Annotated in this window: 18 protein-coding genes; 3 read left to right on the forward strand and 15 right to left on the reverse strand. The window is 36.7% G+C overall.

Going from position 1 to position 19,655, the window contains the following annotated elements:
- Positions 1-243: 243 nt before the first annotated feature.
- Positions 244-1,296, forward strand: coding sequence for an AEC family transporter (locus H624_RS0104310; protein WP_026866514.1), 1,053 nt, complete (start codon positions 244-246; stop codon positions 1,294-1,296).
- Positions 1,297-1,324: 28 nt separating this feature from the next.
- Positions 1,325-2,320 carry an NAD(P)-dependent oxidoreductase gene (locus H624_RS0104315; RefSeq protein ID WP_035856040.1) on the forward strand — a complete coding sequence of 332 codons (996 nt, stop codon included), beginning with the start codon at positions 1,325-1,327 and terminating at the stop codon, positions 2,318-2,320.
- A 61-nt stretch (positions 2,321-2,381) separates the two neighbouring features.
- Here the strand turns inward: H624_RS0104315 and H624_RS0104320 are convergent, their stop codons facing one another.
- From H624_RS0104320 to H624_RS11585, 6 genes are all read right to left on the reverse strand, one after another.
- Entirely contained in the window at positions 2,382-2,996 is a 615-nt protein-coding gene (locus H624_RS0104320; RefSeq protein WP_026866516.1) for an SCO family protein, read from the reverse strand.
- 94 nt (positions 2,997-3,090) lie between these two features.
- Positions 3,091-6,072, reverse strand: coding sequence for an AAA family ATPase (locus H624_RS0104325; protein ID WP_169515934.1), 2,982 nt, complete (start codon positions 6,070-6,072; stop codon positions 3,091-3,093).
- A 7-nt stretch (positions 6,073-6,079) separates the two neighbouring features.
- Complete coding sequence (locus H624_RS0104330; RefSeq protein WP_026866518.1) at positions 6,080-7,195, reverse strand: exonuclease SbcCD subunit D; 1,116 nt, start codon at positions 7,193-7,195, stop codon at positions 6,080-6,082.
- A gap of 99 nt (positions 7,196-7,294) precedes the next feature.
- Positions 7,295-7,414, reverse strand: coding sequence for a YvrJ family protein (locus H624_RS12355; RefSeq protein ID WP_084145719.1), 120 nt, complete (start codon positions 7,412-7,414; stop codon positions 7,295-7,297).
- Entirely contained in the window at positions 7,414-7,626 is a 213-nt protein-coding gene (locus tag H624_RS0104335) for a DUF2922 domain-containing protein (protein WP_026866519.1), read from the reverse strand. The genes H624_RS12355 and H624_RS0104335 overlap by 1 nt, the downstream gene beginning before the upstream one ends.
- A gap of 22 nt (positions 7,627-7,648) precedes the next feature.
- Positions 7,649-7,846: a DUF1659 domain-containing protein gene (locus tag H624_RS11585; protein ID WP_035856043.1), complete on the reverse strand. Its 198-nt coding sequence runs from the start codon at positions 7,844-7,846 to the stop codon at positions 7,649-7,651.
- Between the two features lie 99 nt (positions 7,847-7,945).
- On the opposite strand from H624_RS11585, the gene H624_RS0104345 reads away from it, so the two are divergent.
- On the forward strand, positions 7,946-8,443 hold the full coding sequence (locus H624_RS0104345; RefSeq protein WP_026866520.1) for a DUF2621 family protein: 498 nt from the start codon (positions 7,946-7,948) through the stop codon (positions 8,441-8,443).
- On the opposite strand, the gene H624_RS0104350 is transcribed toward H624_RS0104345, so the two are convergent.
- The 9 genes from H624_RS0104350 to H624_RS0104390 all read right to left on the reverse strand — a co-directional run bounded on the left by H624_RS0104350 (position 8,438) and on the right by H624_RS0104390 (position 19,608).
- A complete protein-coding gene (locus H624_RS0104350) occupies positions 8,438-8,893 on the reverse strand; it encodes a CcdC family protein (protein ID WP_035856088.1) in 456 nt (151 codons plus the stop codon). The two genes, H624_RS0104345 and H624_RS0104350, sit on opposite strands and share 6 nt — an antisense overlap.
- Positions 8,894-8,933: 40 nt before the next feature.
- Positions 8,934-9,638 (reverse strand): cytochrome c biogenesis CcdA family protein, encoded by a 705-nt coding sequence (locus H624_RS0104355; RefSeq protein ID WP_026866522.1) that lies wholly within the window; start codon positions 9,636-9,638, stop codon positions 8,934-8,936.
- A 79-nt stretch (positions 9,639-9,717) separates the two neighbouring features.
- Positions 9,718-11,496, reverse strand: coding sequence for an ABC transporter ATP-binding protein (locus H624_RS0104360; RefSeq protein ID WP_026866523.1), 1,779 nt, complete (start codon positions 11,494-11,496; stop codon positions 9,718-9,720).
- Entirely contained in the window at positions 11,496-13,271 is a 1,776-nt protein-coding gene (locus H624_RS0104365) for an ABC transporter ATP-binding protein (RefSeq protein ID WP_026866524.1), read from the reverse strand. Before H624_RS0104365 ends, H624_RS0104360 begins: the two co-directional genes overlap by 1 nt.
- 223 nt (positions 13,272-13,494) lie before the next feature.
- Entirely contained in the window at positions 13,495-15,033 is a 1,539-nt protein-coding gene (locus H624_RS0104370) for an AbgT family transporter (RefSeq protein WP_026866525.1), read from the reverse strand.
- 176 nt (positions 15,034-15,209) lie between these two features.
- Positions 15,210-16,889 carry a glutathione ABC transporter substrate-binding protein gene (locus H624_RS0104375; RefSeq protein ID WP_026866526.1) on the reverse strand — a complete coding sequence of 560 codons (1,680 nt, stop codon included), beginning with the start codon at positions 16,887-16,889 and terminating at the stop codon, positions 15,210-15,212.
- A gap of 168 nt (positions 16,890-17,057) precedes the next feature.
- Entirely contained in the window at positions 17,058-17,300 is a 243-nt protein-coding gene (locus H624_RS0104380) for a YneF family protein (protein ID WP_026866527.1), read from the reverse strand.
- A gap of 66 nt (positions 17,301-17,366) precedes the next feature.
- Positions 17,367-19,355 carry a transketolase gene (gene tkt / locus H624_RS0104385; protein ID WP_026866528.1) on the reverse strand — a complete coding sequence of 663 codons (1,989 nt, stop codon included), beginning with the start codon at positions 19,353-19,355 and terminating at the stop codon, positions 17,367-17,369.
- Position 19,356: 1 nt separating this feature from the next.
- Positions 19,357-19,608 (reverse strand): DUF896 domain-containing protein, encoded by a 252-nt coding sequence (locus tag H624_RS0104390; RefSeq protein WP_026866529.1) that lies wholly within the window; start codon positions 19,606-19,608, stop codon positions 19,357-19,359.
- Between the last annotated feature and the right edge of the window lie 47 nt (positions 19,609-19,655).

A 19,655-nucleotide genomic window follows, 5' to 3' on the forward strand; every position in this document is an offset into this window, starting at 1 on the left:
ACTTTTGTTTGTTTTGGTGATAAGTCCTTTGAATTGTGCTCATTTATCACCGCTTTAATCCTTTTCGGTGATAAGTCTTTTAAAAAGTCCCCCTTTATATTCATTCCTATAATTTTTGTTACATCTGCACAAAAAATATTGTTATTTTTTTCACATAAAGTCTTTCCAAAAAGTATAATCCAGTATAGAATACTAAGTGAATTAAACATTGTGAAAAAAATAACAATATGAGGAGGAAACACAATGAACCTTTGGGAAGTTATCGTCTTAACATTTACTGATATGGGCTTCTTAAGTGCCATCGCATCAACTATTCTTATTATTTTACTTGGATTTTTCTGTAGAAAGCGAGGCATTTTCAATGAGAATGTCGGTAAGACGTTATCAAAAATTGTCTTAACTGTTGGTCTACCTACCCTAGCCTTTACGGCATTTATGACAGACATTGATGGCGAGCAACTCGCACAAGGCTTAAACGTTTTAATCTGGGGAATATTAATGTATATCGTATTAATGTTTGCAATGAAACCATTCTATGCAAAATTTACTGGAGACCGTAAAACGACTTTAGAAGTATTATCTATTTTTGGATCAACAACATTCTTCGGGATTCCGATTGTCAGTGCAATACTCGGTCCTATCGGTGTAATCTATGCAAATATCTTTAACATTGGATACCGTATTTTCCTATATTCTTATGCATATATCCGTATGAGCGGCTTAAAAATGGAGCTTAGAAACTTAAAAACAATGTTCTTAAACCCAATTGTTATTGCAACATTCTTAGGTCTTGCAATCTGGCTTTTACAAGACTACTTACCACAAGTTACAGTTGCAGCAACTGAAACTGCAAGGGAAGTTGCATTCTTAAGAATTGACCAAACACTACCTTGGTTGTATGCACCAATGGAATACTTAGCACGTCTCGCATCACCACTCGCCTGGTTATCAATCGGGGCAACTTTAGCTGAAATTAATATTTCACAAGCTGCAAAATCTAAAGCTTCTTGGTACTACGCAGGTGTTAAAACAATTGCAGTGCCTGCCATTAACTTAGCAGTATTCTTTTTAACAACTCTAACTGGCATTTTAGTGTTCGATATTGATGCAGTTACAACAATGATTGTAATGATGGCAACCCCTGCTGCTACAGTAGCAGTCGCCTATGCAATTAACTTTGAAAAAGAAGCAATACTCGCATCTAACGCTTCACTTTTATCTACACTAGCGGCAGTTATAATGATACCAACTTGGTTGGTAGTATTAAACATCATTGGTAACTTAGGCATATTTTAAAATCTAAAATTAGAAAGGAATTTATATAATGATAAAACTAATCGCATACGGTGTTAGACCGAATGAAGTTGAATATTTTAAGCAATTAAATAAATATAATTTCGAATTAACTCTAATCGAGGCGCTATTAACTGATGATAACTTAGACACAGTAAAGGGACACGATTCTGTACTCCTAAGAGCAAACTGTAAAGGTGACCGTCAAGCCCTAGAATTTATGAAAAACAAAGGCATCAACTACGTCTTCACAAGAACTGTTGGGTACTCTCACATAGATTTAGATGCTGCAAGAGACTTAAATATCAAGGTCGCAAGAGTACCGAGATATTCACCTAATGCTATTGCAGAACTTGCTGTTATGTTAGCGATGAATTTACTTAGAAATCTTCCGTTCACACTAGATCGTACCAAAGAAAAAGACTTAAGAGTCGTACCAGAAATGTTTAGTAGAGAAATTAGAAACTGTACAGTTGGCGTATATGGAACTGGAAAAATAGGTCTAACAGAAGCAAAATTATTCAAGGGCTTAGGGGCTAAAGTCTTCGGTTTTGATCTATATCCTAGTGAAGCAGCAAAAGAAGTCGTCGAATTTGTTTCAGCTGAAGAATTGCTTAAAAATAACGATATCGTCAGTATGCACATTCCACATATTCCAAATGAAAATGATGGTATGATTAATGAAGATTTCATCAGTCAGATGAAAGACGATGCAATCTTAATTAATACAGCACGCGGGGAACTCCAGGATAATGAAGCGATTATAAAAGCAATTAAAAATGATACACTTCGTGGGTTCGGAACAGATGTTATGCCAAATGAACAAGATGTCTTCTTTAAGAAATTCACTGATGAAAATCCGCTTCCTGATAAAAGCGTTGAGGATTTACTTGCACTCTTCCCTAGAGTACTCGTCACACCACATATCGGTTCAAACACTGACGAAGCCCTATCTAATATGATTGAAACTAGCTTTGAAAACTTCTATGAAGTCATAGAAACAGGACAATGTGATAACTTAGTTTAATATTTAAGAAAAGAGTGGCTAGATTCTTAATGAACCTAGCCACTCTTTATCTTTACAGATTTTAATTTTCACTGTTGTAGTCAACTAATTTTTCAACATCTGAAACAATTTCTTCTAATGGGAATTGATTATCTCCAGAATCAACACCAGCGTAGTCTTTAAGTATCGTTCCATCTTCATCGATTAAGTAAAATGATGTACCGTGTGTAACTTGGTTACTACCTTCTGGTGGTGGTGCAACGATAGTCTTAAAGTTATCTTCAGCAAAACCTCTGATGAAGTCGTAATCATAATCCGTTAAAAATTGCCATTCTGTACTTTCTGGTATATCGTACCAGCTCGAATACTCTGTTAATACATCAGGTTGATCGGTTTCAGGATCTACCGTAAAGCTCATTACTCCATAGTCTTCAATGCCTTTTTCTTCAAGTGCATTTGTTACATCTGTCATATTTTGAGTCATCGGCGGACATACTGTAGCACAGTTTGTGAACATAAAATTCATCAGCCAAACTTTTCCATCCATGTCTTCACGTGTGAAGGTCTCATCGTCCTGATTCGTCACTTCAAAATCCTGAATTTCATCGCCATAGCGGCTCATTGGTTCAATCGCACCTGAAGTACAAGCCGATAAGATTAATAAGACCGGTAAGATGACTAGTAACCACTTTTTCAAGTGACTCCCTCCTCAGTTTCATATCTAAATTAATTTTATCAGAATTCTAGAATACAAGAGGGTCAATTTTACTATATTTATGACTTTTCATTGACTATAAGCTTGTGATAGATACTGTACTCTTCCCATTTTCCGGACTGACCGTTAAAATGTTCTCCATTCTATCTTTAAGTTCTTCAACATGTGAAATAATACCGATTGTTTTGCCTGACGTTTGGAGGTCTATTAATGTTGTTATCGCAACCTCTAAAGTTTCCTGGTCTAAAGTACCAAAGCCTTCATCAATGAGCATAGTGTCCAGTTGAATACCACCAGACTCTTGTTGGAGTGCTTCGTTTAGAGCAAGTGCAAGAACAAGAGATGCTTGGAAAGTTTCCCCGCCAGAAAGTGTGTTTATATTACGTTCTTGGTTATTGTAGTAATCAAACACTTCAATATCTAAGCCACTATAACGATTCGTCCGCTTCGTACTTCTTTGTAATTTATAACGATGATTGGTCATCTTCAGTAAACGAATATTGGCAATATCTAGAATACGATCTAGGTAATAAATTAAGACATAACGCTCTAATGACACCTTCTGGCCTTTTTTTCCTTGAATTGCTTCTGTCAGTTCTACTAATTTCATATAGAACTCATAAGATTGACGATGTTCAGTGATTAAGTCAGACAGTTTCACTTTAATATCTTCGTTTTGCTGACGCTTGGTCCTGACTTCTGCATAAAATTCTCTTGCCCGACTTAAGGAATCATCCGCTTCTTTTAAGGCGGCCTGATCTCCTTCAATATTGATAGAATCCTTACTTGTCAGTACGCTTTCAACTTCTTTGATGTAGGCTTGTAAGGTCATTTTCTGATCGTCATACTGCTTGACCTCTCGCCTTTTATCTTCAATATTTGGATTATGAACAAGGTCGTATAATTCCTCTTCTTCGTTAAAATCACTTGAGGTTAGGAAATTATTAATAGTGGTGGAGAGTTTATCTTGTTCGATTTGGTACTTCACTTTTTCTTTTTCATTTGATTCAATCTTAGACTTAGCTAATTTTAAACTTGAAGAAAGCTGGTTGACCTCATCCTTCACCTCAGCGTAATTTTTCTGATAGGCATTTAGCGTTTCATACTCACTATCCATATGATTTTTAAAGGATTCATAGTCTTCAAAATCTGTGACTTCAGTGAATTCAGCTTTCTTATTTTGTTCGTTTTTTAAGTCAGCTTCTTTTTGAGAAAGAGATTTTGTCAATTGATCTTCCTCTTCTTTTAAGCCGGCAACTTCTTGACTTAAGGCTTCTTTCTCTTTAAGTTTCTCTTCAATCGTTTCCACTTGATTGACTAGCTTCTCTTTGTCAGCACTTAATTTATCTCTTTCTTCTTTAAACACACTTGAATCATGGTATTCACTTGAATTTAATAATTCTTCAATGACATCGAGACGATTAACGAAAGACTGATTCTCTTTTTCTATCGCCTTTAAGCGTTCGCTGAGTGCATTAAACTCTTCCTTATGCTGCTGAGTGAACTCACCGTGCTCAGGCAATTCGATGACGGTCTGCTCACAGACTGGGCAAGTCAATCCAACTTCTAAGTGACTAACCAGGTGATTGATGACAGACAAGGTGTCTTCATCATAATTTTCAAGCTTTGCTGAAAAACTTGCGAGCTCATTTTTACGCTCCTCAATTTCCTTATTATTATCACTTAGTTTGGCTTCAATATCTTGCCTCTCTTTAACCAAGGCTTCAGATTTTTCAGCCTGTCTCACCTTATTCTCTATAGCTTCAAGTTTATGACCATTGTCAGTCAACACACTCTTAGATTCAAAAAAGTCAGCTTCTTTATAGCTAATCTGTTCTATCACATCATTTTTCTTTCTAATTTTCTCTTGATGAATTTTAATCTCTTCGTATCTTGCCTGAACATCTTTAGTCAACCGCTCTATAACATCGTTTAGGTTTCGGTAGGTATCAGTTAAAAACCTTTCATGCTTATAATAGACCTTTTCTCTATCATTAATTTCAGGTCTTTCTCGTTCTATACTTTCAAGCGTCTCAGTCTTAGTATTCAATGTATCCGTAATATTCGCTTGAACACTAACCGCTTCATTCAATGCTTCCTTATTTTCACTTATCGCTGTCTCAAGCTCTTTTTTTCTTAATAGTTCATATTTGATTTTAGACGTCTCATCAAACTGTTTAACTGTCTGACGATTTTTTTCGATAAAGTCCGACTGTTCAACTAAAGTAGTCAATTGTCCTTTATAATTGTTTAGACGGTCAATTTGTTCATTATGTTTAATTTTTTCTTGCAGACGTCTTGATAGCTCATCTGCCTCTTCTTTTCTTTTAGTACCGAGTGTTCTTAATTCTTCGAGTTTTTTATCGTATGAATAGATGACCCCGTCGACATAGTCCACAACCATATCGTAATTCGGAAATTCAGTGACCTCATCAATATCAATTTCTTCAGTGTTTATATATTTAATCAGCTCAGAAATTCGAGTATCAAGGTGGGCTGCTGCACTCGAGCGTTCCTTTAACTCATCTCTAAGATTATTCTCAAAATCTAAGAAGCGTTCTGTTTGAAAGAGTGTTCTTAATATGTCTTGTTTTTCCTGACTTGTTGAGACCAGTAGTTCCTTAAATTCACCTTGAGGTAAAATTAAGATTTTTCTAAACTGAGCTTTTGTTAATTTTACAATATCTTCGATTGCATCCCTCACATCAGTTAAGGATGATGCGATGATTTGCCCTTGGTCATCATATAAGACAGCCTTCGGTGGTGTGGCTGATTTGTTACCTGGTTTTTGATACTTAAGGACACGCTCTACTGTATAGGCGCGGTCTTTAACTTCAAATTTCAGACTTACTTCACACGGCGCATCGTCTGGTGCGAATTGGCTTCTTAGAGATTCCTCATCCCGACCTGTCGTTGATGCTGAACCATAGAGGGCCGTAACAATCGCATCAAAGATCATCGTTTTACCAGAACCTGTTCGTCCGCTGATTAAAAACAACCTATCGTTTAGACTATGAAAATCGACAACTTCTTTTTCAAAAGGGCCGAAATATTTCATTGATAATTTACTCAGTTTCATTGTCTTCACCTGCAAAGTGTTGATCGAACATGTCCTTATCAAAGTCAGTCATTGTTCGGTCTAATGTGTGTTCTATAAATGATTCATAAATTTCAATATCAGAAGTTGTAGAAATATCCACCGCTTCAAGGTCACTTGCCACGTCTTCAATTAATGGTTTTAACTCTAAAGTGTTCGGATATAGTAGCTTAATTTTACTCATCGGCTCATTGACATAAGACATATTGGATAGCTCAAACTTAAAATAGGCTTGGTCATCGTCGAAAGTCACTTTTTGCTTGATTAAATCCTCATAATCTCCACTGTAAACCTTCACTTCATGTAGCGGTTTTATGGGTGCGAAGGTCACTTCTTTTTTCTTAGTGTCAATAATTCTATAGCCCTTCGGCTGATTCGTTTCAGAAAATGAGTACTTCAGTAAAGACCCACTATAAAATGCAGTCCCATGATCCACTGCAAAAGGATGGTGTAAGTGACCGAGTAAGGTGTAGTCAAAATCACTAAAGACATCCGCACTCACTGCCTCACTCAGCCCCATAGATAAAGGTCTCTCAGAGTCACTTTCTATACTTCCATTTAGATATAAATGGCCAACTAAAACATTTGTCTGTTCTTTATTCATATGTTTATTAATTTCTTTTACGATATTTTCATATGCATCTTGATGAGTTTGGATCGTATCATCATTAAAATACACTCGTGCTTCTAGCACTTCAACATGCGGTACAAGATAAAAATCAACATCGTCAATTGTCACAGGCTCAGCAACCTTAGAAAGGTCTGTATTTATATAAAAATCAGTTGCTTTAAACCACTCACTACCGTAATTGATTCTTTCACGGCTGTCATGATTTCCTGATATAACGATAAGATTTTTGCCGAGTTCTATATTTATTTTATATAGCGTATCGTTAGCTAGCTTTAAAGCACTTTGTGAAGGGTTTACACGATCAAATATATCACCAGCAACGACAACAGTATCAATTTGATTGTCTTCGATTGCTACTTGTAGTTGGTCTAATATATAACGCTGGTCATCTATTAAATCTAAACCATTCATTTTTCTACCGATATGCCAGTCCCCAGTATGTAATATTCGCATGATGGTCACCTCTTACAGTCATTATACATATTTATATGTTTAAACGATATGAAGATATATAAAAAACCACACTCAATATATTATTGAGTGTGGCGTCGTTTATTTGAGACTTTGAATCGTAATAATTAAATCATCCAATTTGTTTTCCACTCTGTGGAGTAAAAAGAATGTAATGACCGCAGGGAAGCCCAAATCACTGACGAATGGTAACCAATCCATTATTTAAGGACTGTTGTTGCAGTGTTTACAATTTTAGCTGAATATAGAGAAACTGGAATGCCTTGATTTGGACGTAGGATATCTTCATCAATAATCTTTTGTGCCTCAGCTTCAACCTCTGCAGCCGTAATACCTTCTTTAGGGTTATTAATCGTTAATGTAAAACGTTTGTCTTCGTTAGTGGTAAATACTAATACTAATTTTTCAGTCATTTTAATTTCTCCTTTTTATTTTTTAGACTACATGTGTGATAACTTTTTCAATGTTGTAATAAGATTCTCCTGTTAAACTTTCATAGACTGCAGCTAAGGCATTCAAATTCGCATCTGTACCATCAGTGTTCAGGTTGTTCAAACTTCTTGATTTTGTCACATCTTTACCCGACTCATCTGTGACAAAATGAAACATTTTAAGGCTCATGTTCTTTATCATGTCTTCACCTCCCTTCACTCTATATATCGTCACAAATTATTAAATGGACAAAAAGATTTTAAAGACGGTATAATGTGAGATAAGTGAGAGGTGAAGAAGATGTCATTTGATGTTTTTATGATTCTAATCGCAATCTGGACCTTTATCATGTTGGGTTTAATGACCATTGGTGGATTTTTCATGTTCCGAAAGTTTCTTCGCAGAATGCCAAAAGGTGACGGATACTCAGAATTAGATTGGCAGGACTATTATATTGAACAGGCGCTTCCCTTATGGAATGAAGATGCTAAAGCCTTGTTGAATGAATTAGTCAGTCCAGTTCCAGAGCTCTTTAGAGATGTCGCTAAAGAAAGAATTGCGGGTAGGATTTCTAAGATTGCACTAGATGAGAAAGTTAAAACAATAGAACTCGATCAGATCATGAAGGGTTATATTATTGCAACACCTAAAAAAGACCATAAGTTCATGAAGAAAAAATTAAAGCAACTTGATATAGATTACACACCGTACTTAGATCTCTTTGAATATGCAGATGATGAGAAACAGAAGTTCTCTATATTCGAACAGACAGAAAAAATTAACAGCAGACCCTCATAGGGCCTGCTGTTTTTTGAATTTCATTAATTTCATTAACATGGATAACCGCCACAATAGAATCATTACAAAGGCAAGTAAGAAAAACATGCCGCCCATTTCTCCTGGTGTCGTGGACAGTGAAAATATATATTTTAAAGCAATTCTTAGAATTAATAATGACATTAAAATAATTGGAAAAGCTTTTGTCGTTCTCACATATAGATCATCAGCCTTAACTTCATACTTCGTCGTCCATATAATAACAATAGAAAATAAGAGACCGATTAAAACTGACTCAAAGATATGAAGTGGTGATAATCTAAAGTATGGGAAGACAAACATTAATGCACCAGTTGACATTGCAACAGGTGGAATCAGTATCTTCTTCATTGTCAATGGCGTCTTACTTGCCTTTTGGCGAATGACAATGACTAAGATACCCATCACGACTGCACCTAACGATGCAATCATGAACAATGTATCTTCAATTGATTTTAAAAATTCTAGCATCTTAGAATCCTTGGAATTCTCCAAAGAATGGCTGTAACCAAATGATAATTTGAGTTAGACCATCAAAATATAACAAGATTCCCATTAAGATCATGATGACGCCACCAATTTTCATAATCTTACCAGAATACTTGAGCATCCATCTCGTCTTAGATACAAAGAAACTTAAGACAAAGAATGGAATACCAAAACCAACACAATAAACGAGCATTAACATCAAAGCATTGTTAGGCTCAGTTGCACTCATGGCGAATATTGCACCAATAATTGGACCATTACATGGTGTCCAACCTGCACCAAAAGCCATACCAATTAATATAGACCCGATAAATCCTGACGGTCTATTTTTAAATTCCACCTTGTGGTTTTTCATTAGGAAATCAAACTTTAAGACGCCGGTAATCACTAGACCGAAAACGACGATAAGTATTGCGCCAATTTGTCTAATGAGATTTCCGTACTCAACTAAGTATCCACCTAAAAATGATGTTCCAAATCCTAAGGCAATATAGATTAAGCTAAATCCTATTAAGAAAAACAATGTATGTAAAATGGCTCTTCCATTGAATTGCTGTTTCTCAACCTCGTTATAGCTCATTCCGGTAATATACGACACAAATGCAGGAAATACCGGCAGTACACAAGGGGACACAAAGCTTAGCACACCAGCACCAAAGGCGAGGAAGAATGTTACTTCTGAACCCATTAAAAATACCCCCATTCAGAAATATTATATCAAATCTAAAGGGGGTGATGAATGCTTATTCGAGCTTATTTATGACAAATTATTGTTGACTGTTTTGTAATTGATACATTTTAAAGTAAATACCATTTAATTTCACCAGTTCATCATGGTTGCCTCTTTCAACTATTTCCCCCTTGTTTAAAACAAGTATCTCATCAGCATCTTGAATTGTAGAAAGTCGGTGGGCAATCGCCAAGGTCGTTCGTCCCGTGCGCATCTTTTGAAGAGATGTTTGTATGACGGTTTCTGTCGTTGAGTCAATGTTCGCTGTTGCTTCATCCAATATTAATATTTTTGGTTCCTTAGCCATGGTACGTGCAAAGGCCAGTAATTGACGTTCCCCACTAGAAAAGTCAGTACCTTTCTCCGTGACCTTTTCATCATAGCGGTTCGGTAGCTTATTAATGAAACTATCAGCATTAACAAAATCTGCTGCCCATTGAACTTTATCTATAGTCATTTGACTATCATACAATTCTATATTTGAACGTACTGTCCCGTAAAAGATAAAGGGATCTTGTAAGACGAGACCGATGTTATTCTTCATGTCTTGTTTGTCGAATGATTTAATCGATGTGCCATCAATTGAAATTTCACCTTGATTAAATTCATAAAAGCGCATGATTAAATTAATAATCGAACTTTTACCAGAGCCCGTATGACCGACGAGTGCAGTTGTCGTCCCTTTTGGAACGGTGAAAGTTATATCTTTTAACACATCATTCTTACCATCATAAGAGAATGTCACATTTTTAAACTCGACCACGCCATCAGTAATTTGTCCTGTTCCCTCATTATTTTGAGCGGGTTCTAGTCTGTCATCATCCATTAAGGTAAATACCCTACTCGCTGCAACAAGTGCCTGCTGGAAAATATTTAAACTCATACTCACCTGATTAATCGGTTCAAAAAAGCGTTCCATATACTGAATAAAGGCAAATATTACACCAGCTGTAACAGATGTTTCAAAACTTAGAAAACCAAAATAAGTCAAAATGACAATGATTGATAGAATATAAATCATATCGATGGCTGGTCTTAATAGAAGCCCATCGAGCTTTATGTTTTGCATATTATATTTATAGTGAGATTCATTGATTGCTTCAAACTCCTGTTGTAAACGTGCTTCCTGATTAAATACTTGAATGATCTTCATACCTTCTATTGATTCTGCAATCTTCGCATTCATATCACTTAAAAGTGCTCTAGCATGCGAGAAATATTTAGCAGAATATTTTCTATAGACGAGTAAAATCAAGATGATTAATGGCATAAAAATTAGTGCAATAAATGCGAGCTTTACATCTAATATAAACATCATCACAAAAGATGAAACGACCATAAACAATGCCATTAGGAATGTTCCAAGTACATTGGTAAACATATCAACGATGGCCTGGGTATCGTTGGTTAATCTAGAAACCACACTACCTGACGGCACTTTATCGAAATACTTCATACCAAGGTTACCGACCTTTTCAAACGTATCAATTCTCAGTTGTTGTATAACTTTTAAGGCCAGTTTTTGCAAATAGTAGATTTGAGCGTAGGTTGTGACGATTGCAATGAGGTTTACCATAATAAAGGCAATAATCAGCCACATTATATCCGCTTCAGGAAAATATGATAATGTTAAATAATTATCAATAAAAATCATGACCAAATAAGGGGTCATTACACCCATGACTGTGGATGTCACGAGCATTAATACACAAAGTGCGATTAATCCTTTAAATGGAAGTGTATACTTTAGTAGTCTTAACAAGACTCTCAGCTGATCTTTGAGTGTTAATGTAAGGATTTCAGTTTGTGCTTCCATTAATCTCTCCCCCCTTCTAGAGAGTCATTTAGCGCATCATTTAAACTTTCTTTTAATGACTGGGCACGGAAGGTTTCTTGATACCAACCATTGTTCTGCATCAGAGCTTCATGATTGCCGCGTTCAGCAATGTGTCCATCCTCCATGACTAATATTAAATCTGCATCTCTGACTGCACTCATCCGGTGGGCAGTAATAATATTTGTCTTATCACTTCTTACCTTCTTAATATTAGCTAAAATCGCCTTTTCAGTTTCCGCATCGACTGCAGATAAGGAATCATCAAGGATTAAAATATCAGGTGATTGAATCAGTGCTCTCGCAATTGAAATTCTTTGTTTCTGACCTCCGGACAAGGACACACCACGTTCACCAACGATGGTTTCGTAACCGTTGTGAAAATCCATAATATCATTGTGAATATATGCTAAATCTGCTGCCTTATGGATCGTCTTATCGTTTAATGTTGGATCAGTAAAGGCAATATTATTTCTTATGGTTGTTGAGAATAAGAAATTATCTTGTGGTACATAACCAAACTTCTCTCTTAAGCTAGAAATCTCAATATCTTTAATATTGACGCCACCTATAGAAATAAGACTATCTGAGTCGGTATCATATTCTCTTAGTAAAAGTCTGATAATCGCACTCTTTCCAGACCCCGTTCTACCGACTATCCCTAAAGTTTGACCCGGCTTTAATGTGAAGGATATATCCGTTAAAGCACTGTCATCAGACCCATCGAACTTAAATTGATCAATATCAAATACGATGTCGCCCTTAGGTAGCTGACGCGTAGTAAAATTCGTTCCTATGCCACTTTTTGTTTGAAGCACCTCTTCGATTCTGTCGTAAGAAGCTTTTCCACGTTCCATTAGATTAAAGAACCAACCGAGTGCTAAAAGCGGCCAAATCATCATACCTAAGTAAGTTGTAAAAGTGACTAATTGACCGAGACTAATTTCTTCATTGATTACCATCCTCGCCCCGAAAAATATGGATAGGAAATAAGAAATTGCAATAATTAAAGTAATCGTTGGATCAAATAATGCATCTACTTTCGCAACTTTTAAGTTTTTATTTACCACATCTTCAGATAAGTCTTCAAAGTCTTTCAAATCATCTTTTTCATATCCGAATGTTTTAATCACTTTGACACCCGCGACAGATTCCTGACTTTTATCGTTCAGTGAAGAAAAAGCAGCTTGTGCCACTCTGAATAAACGGCTTAATACTGAACCATAGTAACTCGTTAGTATGACCATAAAGGGAAGTGGAATCAAAGCAATTAAGGTCAATTTAGGACTCACTGTCACTGCCATTGTGACTAAGACTGCAGTGCCCATAATAATTGAGTCCGCTATGGTTAATATGCCTTGACCTGCGGTCATTTGAACAGCATTAATATCATTTGTTGCATGTGCCATTAAGTCACCCGTACGTCTTTTACCAAAAAATGTCGGAGACATATCAGAATACTTTTTGAATAAGGTCTTTCTTAACAATTTTCCCAGTCTATTTGCCGCACCAAAAATCATGACCCGCCAGAAAAATCTAAATATGTATGCGAGTATTGCAACTAACAGCAATATACCGGAGAACATGAACAATGTATTTACTGTGAGCGTCTCCATTGTAATACCATCTATAAAGCGACCGATAATCTGAGGTGGTACCAGTTCTAATAAAGCGACTAAAATCAGCATCAATAAGCCTATCAAATAACTTTTTTTCTCACTTGAAAAAAACCACCATAAATCCTTGAATACTCTCATGAAAACCATCCCCTTTTTAACCCCAATATCACTTCAAATTTTACCATATATTTCGGATTATGAAATAATACTTGAGATGGATATTCTGTATTTTGCCAACCTTATTAAAGTGGACCTTCGTCAAGGTCACTAAATCAGAATACGTGCCGTCGTTTCTCTATCCCAGCACAGCTAATGCTTGAAACAAAAAATCCCACCTGGTAATCACCAAGTGGGAAAAACTTTAATATGAAATGCTTGCACCTGGTCCAAATGGAATACCAAATAGATACCAAACAACAAACAAGATAATCCAAGTAATTAAGAAAATAATTGAGTATGGAAGCATGAGCGACACAACTGTACCAATACCGTTGTTCTTACCATATCGTTGTGCGAAAGCGACAATTAATGGGAAGAACGGCATGAGTGGTGAAACAACATTCGTAGTTGAGTCTCCAATTCTATATGCGGCTTGACTCACTTCCGGAGCGATACCAAGCTGCATAAACATCGGCACAAAAATCGGCGCCATAATTGCCCATTTAGCAGAGTCTGCAGCGATTACGATGTCAATAATTGCAGAGACCAAGATAAATGTAACAAGCACAGGAATCACACCAATATCCATGCTTTCTAAAAGTTGTGCACCATTAACAGCAATAACTGTACCTAAATTCGAATAAGTAAAGAGTGCAACAAACTGTGCGGCAAAAAATATCAAGACAATAAAGCCTGCCATAGTCGAAATAGATGAATCCATTAGCTGTACTGCGTCTTTATCGTTTCTAATCGTCTTATTAATAAAACCGTAAACCAAACCTGGTATTAAGAATACTAACATCATAATGAAAATGATACTTGATATGAACGGTGAACCGATTATGCCGCCGTCATCACCACGTAAAGGTGAATTAGGGAAGGCAACAAGTGCAAGTATTCCGATTATAGTTAACACTGCAGCTACATTCGCCCATCTTAATGCTTTAGTTTCTCTACTTGTAAGATAATCATCTGGGCTATTTTGATCTTTATCAAAATTATAAGCACCTAATCTTGGTTCAATTACTTTATCTGTAATAATTGTACCTAAAATTACAACTAAGAAAGTCGATGCAAACATAAAATACCAGTTATCAGTCGCTTCAACAATATATGAAGTATCTAAAATTGCTGCCGCTTCTGTTGTAATTCCTGCTAAAAGCGGATCATTTGTACCGATGAGTAAGTTTGCTGAATAGCCGCCTGCAACACCTGCAAAGGCTGCTGCAAGTCCTGCTAATGGATGACGTCTAAACCCTAGGAAGATGATTGCTCCAAGTGGCACTAAAACAACATAACCTACACTTGCTGCAACGTTGGACATTACACCCATAAAAACAACAATTGGTGTGATAAATATCTTAGGTGCTTTCGTTACGACATTAGTCATTAAGGCACTTATGTAACCACTTTTCTCAGCTACTCCAACACCTAACATAGCCACAAGTACAGGACCTAAAGCGACGAAAGTCGTAAAGTTCTCAACAACACTAGTAAAAATATAGCGAATGCCATCAGTGGTTAGTAGACTAACGACTTCAACATTAAGTTTCTCTTGATTTCCAGTTTCAGGATTTACACCTGTATACGATACAGTGACTCCAAATAGATAAGCAATATGAGAAATAATAATTACGAGTAATGTAAAAATTAAAAATATAGTAACAGGATGCGGTAACTTATTTCCCCCATATTCAATCCAATCTAAAATAGAGCGTTTTTCTTTAAGTGAATTATTCATAGAAAGCTCCTCATTATTAGAATACTAAATTATTATACACAGGGCACTTACTTTTCGCTACTAAGTAATACTATGTTAATTGTTGAATACGTTTTCTAGAGTTAAATAGGTATACTATTCTCAATAACAAAAACTCTCGACGACCTGTTCGGTTATCGAGAGTCTTGTTACACTTTTTAATTAAATGATACATTATCAAAGTGAATTCGACCTGTCGGATCAATCTCCACCCCACTCACTTCTGTGCTATTATAACCAACAGCAAATTGAGCATGGAAAAGATATGATGCTGGAACTTCTTCGACTAAGATTTCTTCGACTTCAGTATAAACTTCTTGGCGGGCAGCTTCATCGACTTCAGCACGGCCAGCGTCTAATAATTCATCGACCTCATCGTTTGCATAGAATGAACGGTTCCCTGCAGCACCAATATTCTTAGAGTGGAACAAGGCATATAGACCATAGTCCGCATCCCCTGTAACAGTCGTCCATCCTAGGATGAACATATCGTGATCACCATTTGCTAAGGTCTCAAGATATGCACCCCACTCAAATTGCTCAACTTGAACATCGATATTGAGCTCTGAAAGTTTGTTTTGGATATAAACAGCTGTATCAATAATTTGCTGATCATCATTTACCCAAAGCGTTGTTGAGAATCCATCTGCCACATCTGTTTCAGCTAGTAGTTCTTTCGCTTTTTCTAAATCAAATTCAACACCTTCAAGGTCTTCATTATAGCCCCATACATCAGGCGCCAATGGTCCTTTCGCTGGAATTCCCATACCATCATACACACCGGCTACGATTTCTTCACGGTCAATAGCGTATGAAATTGCTTGTCTTACTTTTGGATCATTGAAAGGCTCTTTCTCTGTATTAAATCCTAAGTATGACATACGTACTGAATCTTTAATTTCTAAAGCTGTGTCTGATCCATTTTCAACACGGTCTACGTTTGAAGAATCAATATCTGTCGCTATTTGAATACCACCTGTTTCTAATTCTGCAATTCTAGAACCAGTTTCAGGAATGACTCTAAACTCAACAGTTTCAAAGTAACGATCGCCACCTTGGAAGTCGTCAAAGCGCTCAAGTGTTACTGAATCTCCTGCACTACGTGATACAAATTGCATATGGTTAGTACCGTTAGGTTCAGAACCAATTACAGTACCTAAGTGCTCACCTAAGTCATCCTTAATTTCTTCATATGCGTCACTTCCACTATCACGTGCTTCATAATACTCTTCTAAACTCATATCATTTCCAGCCGCATCTAGGGCTGCTTGATAATCACTATCGATTAATTCTTTAGGCATAATTCCCGCAGTACTATGTGCTAAGTGGCTAGCTAATGGTGCAAATGGAATTGTGGTATGTATATTGATTTCATAATCATTGACTACTTCAATTTCATCAATCATTTCATACAAGAATAAAACCGGTGAAGCAAGTGCTTCATCCCTCACTCTGTCAAAAGTAGCAACTACATCTTCAGCAGTAAAGTCTTCACCACCATGGAAAGTTGTCCCTTCACGTAATTTGAAATTCCATGTTGTTTCATCGACTTGTTCAAATTCTGTTGCGAGCCCTGGTTGTAATTCCATATTCACATCTTGATTTAATAATCTTTCATAGATATTTGTTCTTACCTGACTTGATGCAGAGTCGTTAGAACCATGTAAATCTAGCGATACAACATCCGCCAATGTCCCTACAGTTAAATCACCCGTGTTTCCACCTTCAGCCCCTTCTTCACCGCTTGCTGCTTCATCTACATTTTCATCACTCGAACATGCTGATAAAATAAACAAGAAAGCGATTACAAAAAACGCCAAAAACTTTTGCTTATTCATTGCTGTTTTCCCCCTTTTGCTTGATAATCTATTATATGCATGTTTATTACCAATTTTCAATATATTTGTAAAATTCACAGAAGTAAATATAATAGAATGAAAGAAGCCCTGAAATCCATACGGATTTCAGGGCTTCTTTTACTCATGAGCCTACTCACTCATTTTAATTTACTTTTTTGTGCCTTTTTTTGCTTGTTCAGATGATTTATTCATCATGCTCAACATCTGATTAATTTTCTTCTGAGATGGTTTTTGTCCCATTTGCATCATCATGATTCTGAGCATGTCTTCATTAATAGGAGGGTTCTTCTCCAAATAATCCATCATGTATTTTCTAGAGATCCAAAATCCTAATGCAAAACCACCAATGAGGGCTACAATTACAATTAGTATCCATATCCAAGTCGCCAAAATGCTCACCTCTTTCCCGTGTAAACCACTATTTAGTTTACAATATCAAACATCTAAATTCAATGTTTATTTGTCACGGATAATGCGAGCTAAGTTATCGACTGTGAATCCGTAACGTTCTACAACTTCACCGCCAGGTGCACTCGCACCAAAAGTATCAATCGTCAGTAGTTTTCCTTTGATACCAACAAATCTATGCCAACCATGACTTGCAGCCATTTCAACTGCTGTACGATTTTCAATATTTGTATTTAGAACTGACTCAATATAAGCTTCGTCTTGTTGTAAGAATGCTTGAACATTAGGTATAGATGCTACTTTAATATTCATGCCTTCTTCTTTAAGTTGTTTCGCTGTATTAACAGCTAAGGCCACTTCACTACCAGTCGCAAAGACAATCCCATCATCTCCACCATCATAGACGAGATAGCCACCTTTTTGAACACCTTCAGATACAGCTTCACTTGATACATCTAACACTTCGATATCTTGACGTGTTAACACCAATGCTGTCGGTGTATCTTCTGATTCCAATGCAACTTTCCATGCTTCACGTGTTTCATTGCCATCAGCTGGACGAATCACGTTTAAGTTTGGAATTGCACGTAAGCCTGCCAACTGTTCGATAGGTTCATGGGTTGGTCCATCTTCCCCTACAGCAATTGAATCATGTGTTAATACATAAGTTACAGGTAATTTCATTAAGGCACTTAAACGTACCGCTGGTTTTAAGTAATCAGAAAATACGAAGAATGTACCGCCGTATGGATAAACGCCACCATGCGCAGCCATACCATTTAAGGCAGCCGCCATTGCAAACTCTCTCACACCAAACCAAACATTACGCCCAGCGTAATTGTCTTTTGAGTAGTCTGTTGCATCCTTAACATTTGTTTTGTTACTACCTGCTAAGTCCGCTGCACCACCGAAGAAAGTTGGGATTGATTTAGACAATGCTTGAATCATATCTCCAGAATTACCACGTGTTGCCTTTTTACTTCCTGCTTCATAAGTTGGTAGTTCATCACTGTAGCCTTCTGGAAGCTTACGGTGAATTGCATCCATAAATTGTTGATGAAGATCACTATTTTCATTCTTAAAGTTATCCACTAATGAATTCCATGCGTCTTCTTTTTCCTGACCTCGAGCAGCTAACGTCTCCTTGAAACGTTCGTAAACACTGTCATCAGCGACAAATGTTTGTGTGTGATCTAGGCCGTATGCTTCAAATGCACCACGACGCTCATCTTCACCAAGTGGCGCCCCGTGTGAATCTGACTTACCAGACTTCGTCGGTGCCCCGTAGCCAATGACAGTTTTCACTTCAATTAATGAAGGTTGATTTGTTGTTTTAGCCTGTTCAATAGCACGGTCAATTTCATCTAAATCATTACCATCATTGACTCGGATATAGTCCCAGTTGTAAGCTTTGAAACGCTCAGCTACGTTCTCTGAGAAACTCTTGTCTAAATCACCATCTAAGGAAATATCATTAGAATCATAAAGGACGATTAATTTACCTAAACCTAGGTGACCAGCTAGAGAAGCAGCCTCATGAGAGATCCCTTCCATTAAATCACCATCAGATGCAAGTACATATGTATAGTGATCAACAAGTCCATTATTATCCTCAGAATTAAATGTTGCAGCTAAATGAGTTTCTGCCATCGCCATACCGACACTCATTGCAAAACCTTGACCAAGTGGGCCAGTCGTTACCTCAACACCTTCTGTATGTTTAAATTCAGGGTGTCCTGGCGTTTTAGATTCATACTGTCTGAACTCTTTTAAGTCATCCATTTCTAGAATACCCGATAAGTGTAATAAGCTGTAAATCAACATTGAACCATGACCAGCACTTAACACAAAGCGGTCTCTGTTAAACCAATTTACATTTTTAGGGTTGAAGTTCAAGTGCTTCTGCCATAATACGTAAGCCATTGGTGCCGCACCCATAGGTAAACCGGGGTGACCTGAATTTGCCTTCTCAATTGCATCAATGCTTAAAGATCTAATGGTATTTATTGCGAGTAAATCCGTCTTATCAAATGACATATCATTTGTCTCCTTTATCACTATCATTGTTTTTTTGTGCTTTTATATCTTTGACCTTTTGGGGCGTAACATCATTACCCTCAGGATCAATGACCTTAGTACTTTCAATGTGATTTCTAAAAGAATTTCTAAAGTTTGATAGATATTCTTTTCTCAATTTAGTCAGCTCTCGCATTTCAGATTCAGAAATATTATTTTCCTTTTTCTTTCTTGCAAGTGAATTGAGGTTTTTAATCTTGTCATCATCTAACATAAGCGTCATCCTTTCTCATATAATTTACCACAAAAAGAGTGCAGAAA

The sequence above is a fragment of the Jeotgalicoccus marinus DSM 19772 genome, from assembly GCF_000425825.1.
Lineage (GTDB): Bacteria > Bacillota > Bacilli > Staphylococcales > Salinicoccaceae > Jeotgalicoccus > Jeotgalicoccus marinus.